The sequence below is a fragment of the Vibrio sp. TBV020 genome (assembly GCF_046056895.1).
Classification (GTDB): domain Bacteria; phylum Pseudomonadota; class Gammaproteobacteria; order Enterobacterales; family Vibrionaceae; genus Vibrio.
On record NZ_JBEEAQ010000003.1, the window covers coordinates 975407 to 992239 of the forward strand.

The window sequence follows — 16833 nt, forward strand, 5'->3', positions numbered from 1 at the left end:
GAACCTTGTGCTTTCTGTAAGCGGATTTACTAGAATGCTTAGTGAAAAATAGACCGACATAATAATTGCACAAAGGTCTACGGCAACAACATCACATATGGAGTTACCATGAGTAACCAAGCTGTAAATAAGGCACCATCCGAAAAGCCGAGTGGGATGGATCGCTTCTTAAACTTTATTGAACGAGCAGGTAACAAAATTCCTGATCCTGCAATTTTGTTCTTCTGGGCATTGGTCATCACTTGGGGTGCATCTGCACTTCTATCAAATATTTCATTTGATCTAATTAATCCACGTTCTGGCGAAGCGCTTGCAATCAATAACCTTTTGACTGGCGAATCTCTAGCAAGCTTTCTAGCGAACATGGTGACAACTTTCACTGGTTTTGCGCCACTAGGTATTGTACTTGTTGCGATGCTAGGTGTTGGTGTTGCTGACTCTTCAGGCTTTATTACAACTGGCCTTAAGAAGATGCTTAACTTCACACCTGCTAAGCTTCTAACGCCGATGCTTATTCTTGTTGCTATCGTGTCACACACAGCAGCAGATGCGGGTTACGTACTTGTTATTCCTCTAGGCGGTATCATCTTCCACGCTGCTGGACGTCACCCTCTAGCGGGTATCGCTGCTGCGTTCGCAGGTGTATCGGGTGGTTTCTCAGCAAACTTCATCCCTTCTGGTATCGACCCGCTACTAGCTGGCTTTACTCAGACTGCAGCACAAGTTCTAGACCCAGAGTACGTAGTAAACCCTCTAGCAAACATCTTCTTCACTGGTCTATCTTCAGTGATCATTGTAGCTATCGGTTGGTACGTGACTGAGAAAATCATCGAACCTCGTCTTGCAAATACACCAATCGACGAAGACGCTGAAAAAGCACCAGATCTAGGCTCATTTACTGAACTAGAATCTAAAGCTTTCCGCTACGCTGGTTGGGCGATGATGGCTGGTATTGCAGTACTGATTGCAGCAATCATCCCAGAGAACTCAGCTCTGCGTTCTCCTGAAGGTGAAATTACTGCGTTCTCAGCACCGCTAATGAAGTCGATCGTTCCATTGATCTTCATTCTATTTATCATTCCAGGTTACGTATACGGTAAGGTTTCAGGCACGTTCAAGACAAGTAACGACATCATCAAAGCGATGGCTGATACAATGTCAACAATGGGCGCATACATTGTAATGTCGTTCTTCTGTGCTCAGTTCCTATCAGCATTTGCACAATCAAACATCGGTACGATGCTTGCTCTATACGGTGCTGAAGGCCTGAAAGCGATGAACCTACCTGGTGAAGCAACGATCATTGGTATGATTCTTCTGACTGCTTCTGTAAACCTATTAATTGGTTCAGCATCAGCTAAATGGGCTCTAATCGGTCCTATCCTAGTTCCAATGCTAATGGCTGTTGGTATCTCTCCTGAGCTATCTCAAGCAGCTTACCGTGTAGGTGACTCTGTTTCGAACATCATCTCACCTCTGATGGTATTCTTCCCACTAGTGGTTGTTTACTGTCAGCGTTACGTGAAGTCGACAGGTATTGGTACGCTAGCGTCTCTAATGATGCCGTTCTCTATTGCTATGCTAATCGGCTGGTCAATCTTCCTAGTAGCATACTGGACTCTAGGTATTCCTCTAGGTATCCAAGCACCATACACTTACACAATGTAAATACCGTCATTGCCAACTATTAAGTTGGTAGATTGAATTGAAATAGCAAAAGCGCCAGTTGAAAAACTGGCGCTTTTTTTGTTTTTTAGGAAAAGCCCCGAGCCCTCAACTTGCTTTCACTTCCTTTGCCATACGGGTAGAATTCGCTATCTATACTTGCTTACTCAACTAACCGGAGCTTTCTTTGTCTGAATCTCAATTTACCCCTCAAGATGAACTGTTTATGCGCCGAGCAATGGAGCTCGCAGAGCAGGCAGAAGCTCAAGGCGAAGTGCCTGTCGGGGCTGTATTAGTGAAAGAGGGTGAAATTATTGCAGAAGGTTGGAATGAGTCCATTGGTCGACACGATGCGACTGCGCATGCAGAAATGCAGACAATTCGTAAAGCAGGGCAGGTACTAGAAAATTATCGCCTACTGGATACTACTTTGTATGTCACATTAGAGCCTTGCCCAATGTGTGCAGGGGCTCTATTACATAGTCGAGTCAAGCGTATCGTATTTGGAGCTCCTGACTTGAAAGCTGGAGCGGCAGGAACTGTCCTGAATTTGTTCGAGCACCAAGCTGCTTACCATTATGCTGATGTCGAGCAGGGGTTGTTAGAAGACGAGTGTCGGGGACAACTTCAAGCGTTCTTTAAACGTCGACGTAAAGAGAAAAAGAAAGAACGTGAGGCAACTCGTTTAGCGCAGATGAATGAATCGAAGGAAGAACAAAAGAAGTAGAGAAGTTTTTAAGCAAACACCTTATCGTAAGATGTTTGCTATTGGGCTTTATGCTGCGCAGATTAGCTGCATAAAAGCTCGGTGACGTGCAATCACCTTTTTCTTGTTGTTACTCAGCATACGCTTGCGGCGGTTTGCTGCAACAGTTTTATTAAGGCGTTTTGACTGCATTTTGCGTTTAAGCATAAAACAACCTCCTATCATGGTTAAATTCAAATCACATGCGGAAGATTGCGAAGGCAATTGATATTCCGGCAATAAAGGATTTATACCCTGCAATTGTTACCATTTTAAGAAACTTCGCAAGTGATCTCAGACACGATATTATGTATGGGTTGCACTCAATGATTTCAAGTGCGCAATCTTTGTTCAAAAACTGCGCACTTTGGCTTGAAAAGAGTTATTGTTCACTAGACGTCGTGTCTTGTGCTGAAGATACCTCGGTTGCATCCGAAACAGCTGTTTCAGGTACTTGAATCACTTTAAGATCATCAATACTGACATCTTCTGTATCTGGAGTTTGTTGCTCGACATGGCCGATGATACTTTGGTAATAACGACGAATGTTCTCAACGTAGTTCCTCGCCTCATCACCACGAGCAAAACCATATCGAGTTTGACTGTAGTACTTCTTTTGACGTAGTAGAGGCAGACGGTCTTTCACATCAGACCAAGCATTTGGGTTACCACCTTGTTTTTTCGTCAATCGACGTGCATCCATCATATGACCATATCCGACATTGTATGAAGCCAATGCGAACCAAATCTTTTCGTGCTCATCGATTGAGTCAGGAATGCGAGACACCATTCGACGTAAATACTCAACGCCACCACGAACAGACTGCTCAGGATCTAGTCGGTTGGTTACACCGACGCTTTTTGCTGTTGGTAAGGTCAACATCATCATGCCGCGAACACCTGTCGGAGACTTCGCTTTGGGATTCCAGTGTGACTCTTGATAACCCAATGCTGCGACTAAGCGCCAGTCAAATTCGTCAGAGTACTTTTTAAATAGTGGTGACCATTTTGGAAGCTTTGAATCGAGCGCACGAATAAAGGCGCGTGTATCGACATAGTCGAAGCTACCCACGTGACCAATGTATTTCTCTTCAAGTGAAGCAAGGTGGCCAGACTGTTTAATATTACCGAAGAACTCGATAAGTAAACCGTAAAGACTTTCGTCTTGTGAGCGCTTTAAGAACCATGAAATAGGTTGGTCTTCCGTCAGCTCGAAGGCCAAAGCAACATCTGGGTAAATACGCTGTGATAAGGAAAGCTCCACCGAGTCTGCTAATGTAAAACGCAGTTCTCCCTTAGATACTTTCTTGAGCAGATCATTTACATCAGCATTTGGGTCGATGTGATAAGAAAAGTCCGAATTCTTGGCTTTGATAGCTGCGAGGGTCTGATTGAAGTGTGAGTCACTAACAATACTCAATACATCTTTGCCGTCATTTTCTTCAATCAACTCGGCCTGTTTGGCAAGCAGCTGTTCTAGGTTACGAGGACGCCAGTTACCTTTCTTGTATATCACTTGTTGGCTTACGTAGTAATAAGCAGGTCCTGGTCGAAACGCTTTTAGTCGCTCAGGTGACTGGCTTAATCCCGCTGCAATGATATCGATCTCGCCTTTTTCCAGTGCAGGATAAAGGCTAGAAATTCGATAAGCGGGTTTCATCTCGAGTTGTACGCCAAGCTCATTCGCAAATTCACGTGCTAATTCATAATCTAAGCCAGCAGGACCATCGGGACCAATATAATAGGAGAGTTGGTTATTCAACGTGCCGACACGCAGAACGCCACGCTCTTTAATTAAATCGAGCTCGCTCTTAGGCTCTGATTCGATTTGGCAGCCAGATAACATCAATGCGCTGGCACACAGTAAACAGAGTAATTTAAATTGTTTTAGATAATGCTTCTTCATTCACGGCAATCTCATACATCCAGTAGGGCATTTATATCAAAGTGGCATAACAAGGCAAGACAATCACAGTAACTCTTAGTAATAGAGAGCAATAAAGAGGGTTTTCTGTCGAATTTCAAAATTGATGAAAAAAATGACGCAAACGGTTGCTTTTAGTGTTACATCACAAAAACAATTGCTATATAATGCGCTCGCAATGAAGAGGTGGAATCGGCATAGGTTTGAAAAACCTTCGGAATAGCTTCGAAGAAAACAGTGAAATGTATAGAACCATTTAATGTTGTATTACATTTTAACCCACTGAATTTATTCCAATATCACCTTAATCAATTGCATAAGAGACCTAAGTACATGAGAATTTTTCGTGGCTCCCCAGCTCTATCTGAATTTCGTGTTAACAAGCTTCTTGAGCTTTGTCGTGAACTAGGCCTACCTGTAACAGGTATTTACGCTGAGTTTGCACACTTTGCTGATCTAACGACAGACCTAGATGCGTCTGAAGTTGAGAAACTAGAAAAACTACTGACTTACTGTCCAACAATTGAAGAGCACGAGCCAGAAGGTCTTCTTCTACTTGCTACTCCTCGTCCAGGCACAATTTCGCCTTGGTCTTCAAAATCGACTGATATCGCAAATAACTGTGGTCTAGATAAAGTCTCTCGTCTTGAGCGCGGTACCGCTTACTACATCGAAACATCAGCAGAGCTTTCTGAACTTCAACTGGTTGAACTAAAAGCTATTCTGCACGATCGCATGATGGAAGTTATCTTCACTGACTTCGAATCAGCAACTGCACTTTTCCAAGTAGCAGAGCCAGCACCAGTAGCTGACGTTGATCTACTCAATGGCGGTCGCGCTGCGCTTGAAAACGCAAACGTTACCCTAGGTCTTGCTCTTGCAGATGACGAAATTGAGTACCTTTACGATGCGTTCGTAAACAAGCTAGATCGCAACCCAACTGACATCGAGCTAATGATGTTTGCACAGGCGAACTCAGAGCACTGTCGTCACAAGATCTTCAATGCTGACTGGACTATCGACGGCGTTAAGCAAGAGAAGTCTCTGTTCAAGATGATCAAGAACACATTCGAAACTACACCAGAAAACGTACTGTCTGCGTACAAAGATAACGCAGCAGTTATGGTTGGTTCAGATGTAGGTCGTTTCTTCCCGAACCCAGAAACTCGCCAGTACGGTTACAACCAAGAGAAAGCGCACATCCTAATGAAGGTGGAAACGCACAACCACCCAACAGCTATCTCTCCTTGGCCTGGCGCTTCTACAGGTTCTGGTGGTGAAATCCGCGATGAAGGTGCAACAGGTATTGGTGGTAAGCCAAAAGCAGGTCTTGTTGGTTTCACAACATCTAACCTACGCATTCCGGGTTTTGAACAGCCATGGGAAACTGATTTCGGTAAGCCAGGTCGCATCGTTAACGCTCTAGACATCATGCTAGAAGGCCCACTTGGTGGCGCGGCGTTCAACAACGAATTTGGTCGTCCAAACCTACTTGGTTACTTCCGTACTTACGAAGAAAAAGTGAACTCTCACGCAGGTGAAGAGGTTCGTGGTTACCACAAGCCAATCATGATTGCTGGTGGCATGGGTAACATCCGTGACGAGCACGTACAGAAGAAAGAGATCCCAGTAGGTGCAAGCCTAATCGTGCTTGGTGGTCCTGCGATGAACATCGGTCTTGGTGGCGGTGCAGCATCTTCAATGGCATCGGGTCAATCAGCAGAAGACCTAGATTTTGCATCTGTACAGCGTGAAAACCCAGAGATGGAACGCCGCTGTCAGGAAGTTATTGACCGTTGTTGGCAGCTTGGCGACGAGAACCCAATCGCATTCATCCACGATGTAGGCGCGGGCGGTATCTCTAACGCACTTCCTGAGCTTGTAGACGATGGCGAGCGTGGTGGTATCTTCCAACTGCGTGATGTTCCAAACGACGAACCGGGCATGAGCCCACTTGAAATCTGGTGTAACGAATCTCAAGAACGCTACGTAATGGCAGTTGCGCCAGAGAATATGGAAGTATTCGATGCAATCTGTAAGCGTGAGCGCGCACCATACGCAGTAGTAGGTGTAGCAACAGAAGAGCGTGATCTGAAACTAGAAGATTCACACTTCGACAACACGCCAATCGATATGCCAATGGACGTTCTTCTTGGTAAGACGCCTAAGATGCACCGTGATGCGAAGACGCTAAAAGCGAACAACCCAGCGGTTAACCGTGACGGTATTGAGCTAAATGAAGCAGCAGATCGCGTTCTACGCCTACCAACGGTTGCAGAGAAAACATTCCTGATCACTATCGGTGACCGCACGGTTACAGGCCTTGTTGCACGTGACCAAATGGTTGGTCCATGGCAGGTGCCAGTAGCAAACTGTGCAGTAACAGCAGCAAGCTACGACACTTACCACGGTGAAGCAATGTCGATGGGTGAGCGTACTCCAGTTGCTCTGCTAGACTTCGGAGCTTCAGCTCGTCTAGCGGTTGGTGAAGCAATCACGAACATTGCAGCGACAAACATTGGTGATATTAAACACATTAAACTGTCTGCGAACTGGATGTCTCCAGCAGGTCACCCAGGTGAAGATGCAGGTCTTTACGAAGCGGTGAAAGCGGTAGGTGAAGAGCTATGTCCAGCACTTGGTCTAACTATCCCAGTGGGTAAAGACTCAATGTCGATGAAGACTAAGTGGGAAGAGAACGGTGAGCAGAAAGAAGTAACTTCGCCACTATCTCTAATCATTACTGCGTTTGCACGTGTTGAAGATGTTCGTAAGACAATCACTCCGCAACTACGTACTGATAAGGGCGATACTTCATTAGTACTTATCGACCTAGGTAACGGTCAGAACCGTCTAGGCGCAACAGCACTTGCACAGGTTTACAAGCAGCTTGGTGATAAGCCAGCAGACGTAGACAACGCAGCACAGCTAAAAGGTTTCTACGAGGGTGTTCAAACTCTAGTAGCAAACGACCAAGTAGTCGCTTACCACGATAAAGGCGATGGCGGTCTATTTGTAACGCTTGCAGAGATGGCGTTCGCTGGTCACTGTGGTGTTAAAGCAGACATCGCCGACCTAGGTGAAGATGTACTAGCAGCACTATTCAACGAAGAGTTGGGTGCAGTGCTTCAGGTTAAAAACGATGACCTAGACGCTGTACTTTCAACGCTAGCAGCGAACGGTCTTGAAGCATGTTCTCACGTAATCGGCTCAGTCGAAGCATCTGATGAGCTAGTGATTACTTCTGGTGACACAGTGGTTCTTGAGCGTAACCGTACTGAACTACGTACTATCTGGGCTGAGACGACGCATAAGATGCAAGGTCTACGCGATAACCCAGCATGTGCTGACCAAGAGCATGAAGCGAAGAAAGACAACTCTGACCCAGGTCTAAACGTTAAGCTAAGCTTCGATGTGAACGAAGATATCGCAGCACCTTACATCGCTAAAGGTGCTAAGCCTAAGATGGCAATCCTACGTGAGCAGGGTGTTAACTCTCACGTTGAGATGGCTGCAGCATTCGACCGTGCTGGCTTCGAAGCAACTGATATTCACATGAGCGACATCCTAACGGGTCAAGCGGTATTAGAAGAATACAACGGCCTAGTAGCTTGTGGTGGTTTCTCTTACGGTGACGTACTAGGTGCGGGTGAAGGTTGGGCGAAATCTATTCTGTTCAATGAGCAAGCTCGCAACCAGTTTGAAGGCTTCTTCCAACGCGAAGATACGTTCTCTCTAGGTGTGTGTAACGGCTGTCAGATGCTATCGAACCTGAAAGAGCTGATTCCAGGTGCAGACCTATGGCCACGCTTCGTTCGTAACGAATCTGAGCGTTTTGAAGCTCGTTTCAGCTTAGTTGAAGTTCAGAAGTCTGATTCTGTATTCTTCGATGGTATGGAAGGTTCACGTATGCCAATCGCAGTATCACACGGTGAAGGCCGCGTAGAAGTACGTGATGCTGACCACCTAGCAGCGATTGAAGCATCAGGTACAGTTGCCGTTCGTTACGTGGATAACCACGGTAACGCGACTCAGCAATACCCGAACAACCCGAACGGTTCACCAAACGCAATCACGGGTCTAACGACTCAAGATGGCCGTGTAACTATCATGATGCCGCACCCAGAGCGTGTATTCCGTACAGTAGCGAACTCATGGTCTCCAGAAGGTTGGGGTGAGAACGGTGCTTGGATGCGTATGTTCCAAAACGCACGTAAGAACGTAGGTTAATGAAACGACCTTAGTTTTCGCTTAGCAGCATAAATAAAAGCGCAGATCGAAAGATCTGCGCTTTTTTCATTCTTTGAAAGAAACCATTAGCCAAATGGTGGCTTTTAAGTTTTAATACCGCCCTTGCCAAGGGATGGTGTTAAACAGCTCAGCTTAGATGGAGTTATCAAGTTGACCGAATCCCTGATTAATCCCTTAGGAAATTAACAAATGTCTAAAAATCAAAAATTTGCCATTCGTGTTACTGAGAAGCGTAACGGTTGGTGTGCAGAGATCACTCGTCAAGTAACTTCACGTAAAACATCTGTGTCTAAACGTGAAACTGGCTTTGAAACCGAAGCTCAAGCGCAAGAGTGGGCAGAAAAAGAGCTAGCGGGTTTCATTCAGAACCAAGCGGTTCGTAATGAGCGTAAAGGTGAAGCGCGTAAAGTTCGTATTGAGCGTGAAGAGCGCCTAGCACAAGAAGCTGCAGAAAAGAAAGCACGTTACGAAGAAGCTAAGCAAGCGAAAGCAGCACAAGCTGAACTTGATGAAGAAGACTTCTTCGACGAAGAGTAATTATTCATTATTCAATAAAAAACCGCCAGCGAGGCGGTTTTTTTGTATCTGGGGTGTTTGCTGAATTAGCGAAATTGACCAGCTTCAGGTAAGAAATCGAAGCCCGCAGTCGACAGCTTTGCTTCTAGTGCTGACTTATCGATATCAAAGTAAGCGACTAGTTTGTCTAAGTCACCACCGAAATCATCGCGAAGTTTCATGTTGACGATGCTCATCAGCATCACTGGATCCATGTTCTCAAAATTCGCTAGATTCATTACTTATCCTCGAAATCTGAAATCAGTAGATTTGCCGCAGCGAAAGCGGCTTTCTCGCGCGCTTCTTTTGGTAAAGACTCATCAGCTGCAATATCATTCAGCGCTCTTACTGCGCATGAGATCGCTTGTGGGACATACGCTTGGTCACCACTGCCAATTTGAGCGTACAGTTCTCGAACCAGTTCACAACAGCCATATACTTGCATAGCGTTAACTCCAATAAATGATAACTGCTCTCAAATATACACACTCAGTATGTGAAACTCAAAGCTTAAGCTTGTTCTAGCTCAAGCCTTGTTTAACGGTGCTTGAGAATTGAACAGAATAATTAATTTTGCAGTTGGTGCTCTAATTGGTAGGTGACCTCGCTGTCTAATCGAAGTTGTTTAGCGAGCTCTTTTAAGTAAGCTTTTTCCATAAAGTTTTGCTCATCAATAACGATCAATGAAGCTAAATAAATTTCTGAAGCTTGCTGCGGAGAGCGTGCCAATCGAGCAATATCAGCAGGGTCGAGAGGTTTGTTTAACTCAGTATAAACCAATTGTTGCAGTGCGTTATCAGCTCCTGATTGCTGAAGTGTTGTTTCAATATGATCCATTTCTTGCTGATCAACATGACCGTCTGCTTTTGCTGCGGCGATCATCGCTTTTAGGATCAATTCACTATGATAATCGTCTTGTGCATTAAAGCTCTCGGTTGAACCGGTAGGCGCCTGCTTACCTTGATAGTCGTTATAAACCTTATAAGCAAGCGCACCTAACACAGCTACACCACCGACCTTAAGGGTGTTTTTGCCAAGTTTCTTACCAAGCTTTTTACTCTTCTTTGAGCCCATCAACAGGCTAACCAAGCCACCACCAACAGCTCCTGCGCCAAGTGATTTTAAGCTGCTTGAGCTTGAGCTGTTTTTAACTTGAGCTTGCCCTTGTCGGACGATATCGGAATTGAGTGCTTGATTGAGTAGGCTTTTAAGATCCATACGTTACCTCCGTCATTTTTTGACAGATTAGCGAGGTAAAGATGAATGGGGGATTAATAAAAGGAAACAAAAAGGCGAGCAATGAGCTCGCCTTTGAAATCAGTGCTACCGAGAATTACTCTTCAGCGTATCCGTGCATGCCAAGAAGTTCGCCATCAAGGTAAGCTTCTTTTTCATCTTTCATCACTAAACGTTCTTCAACCAACCACTTAACCACCATTGGGTAGATTTTGTGTTCTTGAGTTTGAACGCGTTCAGTTAGAGTATCGACCGTATCCTCATCGAAGATTGGCACTTTCGCTTGAAGCACGACAGGACCGCCGTCCAATTGCTCGGTAACAAAGTGAACGCTAGTACCGTGTTCTTCGTCACCTGCGTGGATCGCACGTTGATAAGTGTTAAGGCCCGGGTACTTAGGGAGTAGAGAAGGGTGGATATTGATCATACGACCCATGTAATGGCGAACAAATTCACCACTTAGAATACGCATATACCCGGCAAGAACGATGACGTCAGGCTTGTACTCATCGATCTGCTTCATCAATTCATGGTCAAAGGCATCACGAGTATCGAATGCTTTAGGGTCAAGGAAGTGTGCAGCAGCACCGGCTTTCTCAGCGCGTTCTAAAGCATAAACATTGGCCTTATTGGAAAATACCGCGGTAACACGACCACCAGTAATATCCTTGTCACACGCATCAATGATTGCTTGTAGGTTAGAACCGTTTCCTGAAACTAAAACAACGATACTTTTCATACTTATTTGATCTCTACTTGTTCTTCGCCAGCTTCAGCGTTTGCAATCTCACCAATAACCCAAGCGTTTTCGCCTTCAGCGTTTAATAGCTCAACAGCTGCATCTGCTTGGTCTTTAGGCAGAGCGACTACTAGGCCTACACCACAGTTAAATGTACGATACATTTCGTGAGTCGTTACGTTGCCTTTTTCTTGCAGCCACTTGAAGATGATTGGCCATTCCCAGCTGTTTCCATCGATAACCGCTTTTGTGCCTTCAGGAAGTACGCGTGGAATGTTTTCCCAGAAACCACCACCAGTGATATGAGAAATCGCGTGGATGTCGTGCTTCTCAATCATTTTAAGTGCTGATTTAATGTAAATCTTGGTTGGTTCTAGTAGGTGCTCACCAATGGTGCGTCCTGCTAGTTCTTCGTTTTTGTCTGCGCCAGATACTTCAAGGATCTTACGGATCAGTGAGTAGCCGTTAGAGTGAGGACCGCTTGAACCTACAGCGATAAGAGCATCACCAGCCGCAACTTTAGTGCCGTCGATAACGTCTTCTTTTTCTACAACACCAACACAGAAGCCAGCTACATCGTAGTCTTCGCCTTCGTACATACCTGGCATTTCAGCAGTTTCACCACCAATTAGTGCACAACCTGCTTGAACACAACCATCAGCGATACCTGAAACTACGTCAGCTGCAGTATCAACGTCTAGTTTGCCTGTTGCATAGTAGTCAAGGAAAAATAGAGGCTCCGCACCTTGAACGATAAGGTCGTTTACACACATTGCAACAAGGTCAACACCGATTGTGTCGTGCTTTTTCATATCCAAAGCAAGGCGAAGTTTAGTACCAACACCGTCAGTACCTGAAACCAAAACTGGTTGCTTATATTTAGTTGGTAGTTCACATAATGCGCCAAAACCACCAATACCACCCATTACTTCTGGGCGACGTGTACGTTTTACAGCACCTTTAATACGGTCAACAAGCGCGTTGCCTGCATCGATATCAACGCCAGCGTCTTTGTAGCTAAGAGATGTGTTATCAGCACTCACAGGGAAGTCCTCGGTTTTTAAGTTGGATATGAAAACGGCGCTATTCTAACAGCGGTTAAAGATAAAGAGCAAACGTTTGCGCAACTTTTTTTGTTTATCAATAAAGCAGAAATTGAGAACGAAATCGTTTATAATCTCGAGGTTTGTTTAAATTTTTACCTTATATCCGGAGATGGAAATGAAAGTTGTTGAAGTGAAACACCCTCTAGTTAAACACAAACTGGGTCTAATGCGAGAAGGTGATATCAGCACAAAACGCTTCCGTGAGCTAGCAACAGAAGTTGGTAGCCTACTTACATACGAAGCAACTGCGGACTTTGAAACGGAAAAAGTAACCATTGAAGGTTGGAATGGTCCAGTAGAGATTGATCAAATCAAAGGTAAGAAAGTAACGGTAGTGCCAATTCTACGTGCTGGTCTAGGTATGATGGATGGCGTTCTAGAGCATATGCCAAGTGCACGTATCAGTGTTGTTGGTATTTACCGTGATGAAGAAACGCTAGAACCAGTACCGTACTTCAACAAGCTAGCATCTAACATGGATGAGCGTATCGCACTTGTTGTTGACCCAATGCTAGCAACTGGCGGCTCAATGATTGCAACAATCGATCTTCTTAAAGAGAAAGGTTGTAAAGCAATTAAGGTTCTTGTACTTGTTGCAGCACCTGAAGGTATCGAAGCGCTAGAAAAAGCTCACCCAGACGTAGAGCTTTACACTGCGGCAATCGATGAGAAGCTAAATGACAAAGGTTACATCGTTCCTGGTCTTGGCGATGCTGGTGATAAGATCTTCGGTACGCTATAAGCCGTCGATATAAAATGATTTGAAAAGGGAGCCGATTGGCTCCCTTTTTGTTTGTTCGCATTTTTTCATTGTCATTCCATAGAGCGACGAAGGAGAGAGTAGGGAATCTCTAGCGGTTATAAGTTCGCTTTAAAAGATCCTCAACTCGTTCGTTCCTCACTCTCGAGTGATGACAGGGTAGTTATTACCCATAGAAACTAAAAAAGGGCTAACGTATTACGCCTGCCCCTCAGTTTCTTTCTACTTTTTAAGGCTTAGTGTGCCGCCGGTTTTTGGTTTACTTGGGCGTGAAGCACCGTCTGATTTTGGCTTAAAGAACGCCTTACCTTTGTTCGGTTTGTCTTTTGAGTCACGCTGTTTATCATTGTTGCGACCTTTCTTAGAGTTAGGTGCGTGGCGGAATTCGTCAGCATTACGACCTTTAAAGGTACGTTGCTTCTGATTGCGACGAGCTTTAGATTCTTGGTTTTCTTCTCGGCTGTCGTAGAGTTTTGCATCAGTTGCTCTGCGAATACGCTTGCCTTTAGCATCAGTTTTTGACGCTTCTTCTGTTCCGCTTGAGTCTTCACACATTGCTAAAATCTCAGCGACCTCATCATCACTTAAGTAACGCCATTGACCGTTAGGGATTCCATCGAGTGAGATATTCATAATACGTACACGGCGCAACTTAAACACTTCGTACCCAAGCGCCTCACACATACGGCGAATTTGGCGGTTTAAGCCTTGAGTCAGTACGATACGGAACGCATATTTCGTCTCTTTAGTGACTTTACAAGGTAGGGTTACTGTGTCGAGGATATTTACCCCAGACGACATTTTCTTAATGAAATCATCACTAATTGGTTTATCGACACGAACAACATACTCCTTCTCATGATTATTACCTGCACGAAGGATTTTGTTGACGATATCGCCGTCATTGGTCAGAAAGATTAGGCCATCAGAAGGTTTGTCTAAGCGGCCAATCGGGAAAATACGCTTTTTATGACCAACAAAATCAACGATGTTGCCCGGAATATCACGTTCAGTAGTACAAGTGATACCCGTAGGTTTATTTAGAGCGATATAGATCGGTTTATCAGTTGCAGCGGAGATAGGTTTATTGTCGACTTGGACATCATCGCCAGGTAATACCTTGGTCCCCATCTCTGGCACTTTACCATTGATGGTCACACGACCTTGTTCGATTAGGCGATCCGCTTCTCGGCGTGAGCAGAAGCCAGTTTCGCTGATGAATTTATTCAGGCGTTTGCCATTTTCTTGTGACATGTTGTTCTCCTAACGTTTCACAACGGCGGTTAAAAGGCGTGCTGACCAATACCAGCTAGAATAAAATATCAGCACTTTGAGGGCGCGCATTCTAGCACTGTGCTGCGACTTAACCCAGTCGTTTTTGATGTCGTTCGCGAGTTTCGATCTTTTTCTCAGCACTTTTTCTCAGAAGGACATAAACAGCGCCGGTTCCACCATGAAAGCGTTGAGCACTGTGGACACATTGTACTTCTTTTATTTGCATCAACCACTGAGCAACAAAGCTTTTCATTAATGCTGGTGGATTAGACCGTTCACCTTTGCCGTGAACGATTACAACGGTGCGAATGTCCATACGCATACATTGTTTTAGAAATTTAACAACTTCATCTCGAGCTTGTTCAAGTGTTCGTTTATGTAGATCTAATCTAGCTTGAATAGGGTACTTAGCAAGGCGGAGCTTTTTATATACGCCATCTTGTACACCATCACGTTTAAACTCGATGATATCGTCAGGCTTAATCATTTCGGCATGATCAATAGACAGATATTCAGGGTCGTCTTCAGTTAGCCAAATCGCAGCTTCTCGTTTTGCCAACTGTGCGTCAGTGACTTGATGCTGTTTTTTGTGCTCAGTAGTATCTTGTTGGAGAGGTTTTACATCGCCCATCATTTGTTGAAAAAGGGCGAAATCATCGTCTTGAGACATAGCGACATCTCAGAGTGGAAATCAATACAGGCATTATACCAATGATAACGAAGAGGGGATCAGAAAAAATAAAAAACCGAAGCAGACAAGGTATCTACTCCGGTGCATAGCGAATATCTATTCAGAGAATAGGGCTAAGCGATTCTAGTGAGGAGATTTGTCGTTCATCACTTTGTAGATGAAGTAACCGCCATAGAACAGCATAAGACCAAAGGCTCCAAAGATTACCATCATTGAAGATAGACCTACTGCATTACCAAATAGGAGATCAAGCCAAAAGTCCATAATTACTTCCTCTAGTTCAAGTGTGAAGACAAGGATTAAGGTAATGCTTGGTTAAATATGCAACACTGATCTGGATCAAATGTTGTTATTAGGTTGCGTATTTGTTTTTGGTGATGTGTTTGTGCTCACACTTTATACTCATTAGATGATGTTTTATACAAACGAACTATTAATTTGAAAAAGTTAATGAAAATGGCTTGCGTTAAAATCCAGAATCCGTAATATACGCATCCGTTGACGGGGATAAGTTCTCTGTTAAATATCTCGGTGAATAGCGCAGCTTGGTAGCGCATCTGGTTTGGGACCAGAGGGTCGGGGGTTCGAATCCCTCTTCACCGACCACATTAAGAAAGCCTGCTTTATAGCAGGCTTTCGTCGTTTTAGAGTATAGGAAATAGGACTGGAACCCGAGTGGGGTTCGTCTAATGTTCAAAGGATGTCTCTTCACTGACCATATTAAGAGAGTCTGCTTCTAAAGCAGTGGGGATATGGAAATAGGGGTGAACCTAAATGGGGTTCATCTGATGTTCAAAGAATGTCTCTTCACCGACCACATTTAAAAAAGGGCTCTACAGAGATGTAGAGCCCTTTTTGTATCTAGAGATTCATCATTCCATAGACTGAGAAAGGAGTAGGGAATCTCCTGATATTGGGTGAGGAGTATTAAAGCTCCCTAGTTCACTCGTCCCTCACTCTTGAGGATCTTGGCACGACTCATAACGCAGGTCATCAATACTCAAACTCACACAATGCAGGCTTGCTTTTCGACAGTTGAGTGACCGTAAAGCCATCTTGCTGGAGTAAATCAAGCACACTATTTTCACCGACTAGGTGCAAGCTACCGACGACCATTAGAAATGTCCCTTTTTTCTCTTTTGACCAACTTGGCTTAGCAAGTTGCTGAGCCCAGTCTAAATTGCGGTCAGTAAGGAATGACTTTTCGAACTCTTCCGACATTTCAGTTAGTTGGGCGAATTCGTTTAACTTCTCAATATCCCCCGCTTTCCAAGTTTTAATCAAACAATGTGTCGCATCCTCGGAGTGATCAAACTCTTCGATAGCACTAATGAGTAGCTCTTTTCCGGCTTCCTTTTGGCCAGTAAGAAGGTCTATTTGGAATTGAAGAGACTCTAGGCTGATGACAGGGATATTCTGAACGCTTGCTTTATAAGTAAGATGTACGTCAACGCCATTTGCAGCCTTATAACCTAAATATTCAATTTGTCTCATTTGGATTGCCAATGCGGTCGCCCAAGGCGGAGAACCCAACAGTTGATTGGCATCCATCTCTAACAAGTTAGCAAGTCCTGTTAGCTCCTCTTGCTGCTGTTGATTAAGGACATCTTTACTCAACAAGGTGATGGGAGGATAGGTCACGCCTTGCGATTTGCGTATGTCCGTTTCGATAATCAGTCCATCGCTAGATTGCAGCTTCTCCATAACTAGTTTTGGTAGTGGGTACATAGTCTCATCTCCAACATGCACAGATCCAAGAATGTAGTAGTTCAACGTGCCTTTTTTTGCATGCCAGAAGAGTGGTTCAGCGAACGATGAAACTGAATGAACTAGAGCAAAAGTTATAAGAAATAATTTGCGCATAAGGTGTTAACTGCCTTACTGAA

General features: G+C 44.5%; 16 protein-coding genes and 1 tRNA gene. 6 read left to right on the forward strand and 11 right to left on the reverse strand.

The window, feature by feature from the left end; all coding sequences use genetic code 11:
• Positions 1-108 precede the first annotated feature (108 nt).
• The gene (locus tag AAFX28_RS12435) at positions 109-1668 is read left to right on the forward strand and encodes an AbgT family transporter (protein WP_408688061.1); all 1560 of its coding nucleotides are present in this window, start codon (positions 109-111) and stop codon (positions 1666-1668) included.
• Positions 1669-1852: 184 nt separating this feature from the next.
• Positions 1853-2392, forward strand: coding sequence for a tRNA adenosine(34) deaminase TadA (gene tadA / locus AAFX28_RS12440; RefSeq protein ID WP_408688063.1), 540 nt, complete (start codon positions 1853-1855; stop codon positions 2390-2392).
• Between the two features lie 48 nt (positions 2393-2440).
• On the opposite strand, the gene AAFX28_RS12445 is transcribed toward tadA, so the two are convergent.
• Positions 2441-2578, reverse strand: a complete 138-nt coding sequence (locus tag AAFX28_RS12445) for a hypothetical protein (protein ID WP_408688065.1) — start codon at positions 2576-2578, stop codon at positions 2441-2443.
• Between the two features lie 214 nt (positions 2579-2792).
• The gene (gene mltF, locus AAFX28_RS12450) at positions 2793-4316 is read right to left on the reverse strand and encodes a membrane-bound lytic murein transglycosylase MltF (protein ID WP_408688067.1); all 1524 of its coding nucleotides are present in this window, start codon (positions 4314-4316) and stop codon (positions 2793-2795) included.
• 351 nt (positions 4317-4667) lie between these two features.
• On the opposite strand from mltF, the gene purL reads away from it, so the two are divergent.
• Complete coding sequence (gene purL / locus AAFX28_RS12455) at positions 4668-8564, forward strand: phosphoribosylformylglycinamidine synthase (protein ID WP_408688068.1); 3897 nt, start codon at positions 4668-4670, stop codon at positions 8562-8564.
• A 210-nt stretch (positions 8565-8774) separates the two neighbouring features.
• Positions 8775-9122 (forward strand): DUF3622 domain-containing protein, encoded by a 348-nt coding sequence (locus AAFX28_RS12460; RefSeq protein WP_408688069.1) that lies wholly within the window; start codon positions 8775-8777, stop codon positions 9120-9122.
• 65 nt (positions 9123-9187) lie between these two features.
• Here the strand turns inward: AAFX28_RS12460 and AAFX28_RS12465 are convergent, their stop codons facing one another.
• The 5 genes from AAFX28_RS12465 to purM all read right to left on the reverse strand — a co-directional run bounded on the left by AAFX28_RS12465 (position 9188) and on the right by purM (position 12158).
• On the reverse strand, positions 9188-9379 hold the full coding sequence (locus tag AAFX28_RS12465) for a DUF4250 domain-containing protein (RefSeq protein ID WP_408688070.1): 192 nt from the start codon (positions 9377-9379) through the stop codon (positions 9188-9190).
• Entirely contained in the window at positions 9379-9585 is a 207-nt protein-coding gene (locus tag AAFX28_RS12470; protein ID WP_039478024.1) for a YaeP family protein, read from the reverse strand. The genes AAFX28_RS12465 and AAFX28_RS12470 overlap by 1 nt, the downstream gene beginning before the upstream one ends.
• A 122-nt stretch (positions 9586-9707) precedes the next feature.
• Positions 9708-10358, reverse strand: coding sequence for a tellurite resistance TerB family protein (locus AAFX28_RS12475; RefSeq protein WP_408688072.1), 651 nt, complete (start codon positions 10356-10358; stop codon positions 9708-9710).
• Between the two features lie 115 nt (positions 10359-10473).
• On the reverse strand, positions 10474-11115 hold the full coding sequence (gene purN, locus AAFX28_RS12480) for a phosphoribosylglycinamide formyltransferase (protein ID WP_408688074.1): 642 nt from the start codon (positions 11113-11115) through the stop codon (positions 10474-10476).
• Between the two features lie 2 nt (positions 11116-11117).
• Positions 11118-12158 carry a phosphoribosylformylglycinamidine cyclo-ligase gene (purM, locus tag AAFX28_RS12485; protein ID WP_408688075.1) on the reverse strand — a complete coding sequence of 347 codons (1041 nt, stop codon included), beginning with the start codon at positions 12156-12158 and terminating at the stop codon, positions 11118-11120.
• A gap of 178 nt (positions 12159-12336) precedes the next feature.
• Here purM and upp point away from each other — a divergent pair, with 178 nt between their 5' ends.
• Entirely contained in the window at positions 12337-12963 is a 627-nt protein-coding gene (upp, locus tag AAFX28_RS12490; RefSeq protein WP_171758519.1) for a uracil phosphoribosyltransferase, read from the forward strand.
• 240 nt (positions 12964-13203) lie between these two features.
• Here the strand turns inward: upp and rluF are convergent, their stop codons facing one another.
• The 3 genes from rluF to AAFX28_RS12505 form a co-directional block, all read right to left on the reverse strand.
• Positions 13204-14235 (reverse strand): 23S rRNA pseudouridine(2604) synthase RluF, encoded by a 1032-nt coding sequence (gene rluF, locus AAFX28_RS12495; RefSeq protein WP_408688077.1) that lies wholly within the window; start codon positions 14233-14235, stop codon positions 13204-13206.
• A gap of 109 nt (positions 14236-14344) precedes the next feature.
• A complete protein-coding gene (gene smrA / locus AAFX28_RS12500; RefSeq protein WP_408688078.1) occupies positions 14345-14926 on the reverse strand; it encodes a DNA endonuclease SmrA in 582 nt (193 codons plus the stop codon).
• A 144-nt stretch (positions 14927-15070) separates the two neighbouring features.
• Positions 15071-15211 (reverse strand): DUF3149 domain-containing protein, encoded by a 141-nt coding sequence (locus tag AAFX28_RS12505; protein WP_408688079.1) that lies wholly within the window; start codon positions 15209-15211, stop codon positions 15071-15073.
• Between the two features lie 265 nt (positions 15212-15476).
• Here AAFX28_RS12505 and AAFX28_RS12510 point away from each other — a divergent pair.
• A tRNA-Pro gene (locus AAFX28_RS12510) sits at positions 15477-15553 on the forward strand.
• Between the two features lie 387 nt (positions 15554-15940).
• On the opposite strand, the gene AAFX28_RS12515 is transcribed toward AAFX28_RS12510, so the two are convergent.
• Positions 15941-16810, reverse strand: a complete 870-nt coding sequence (locus AAFX28_RS12515; protein WP_408688080.1) for a TraB/GumN family protein — start codon at positions 16808-16810, stop codon at positions 15941-15943.
• Positions 16811-16833 lie beyond the last annotated feature (23 nt).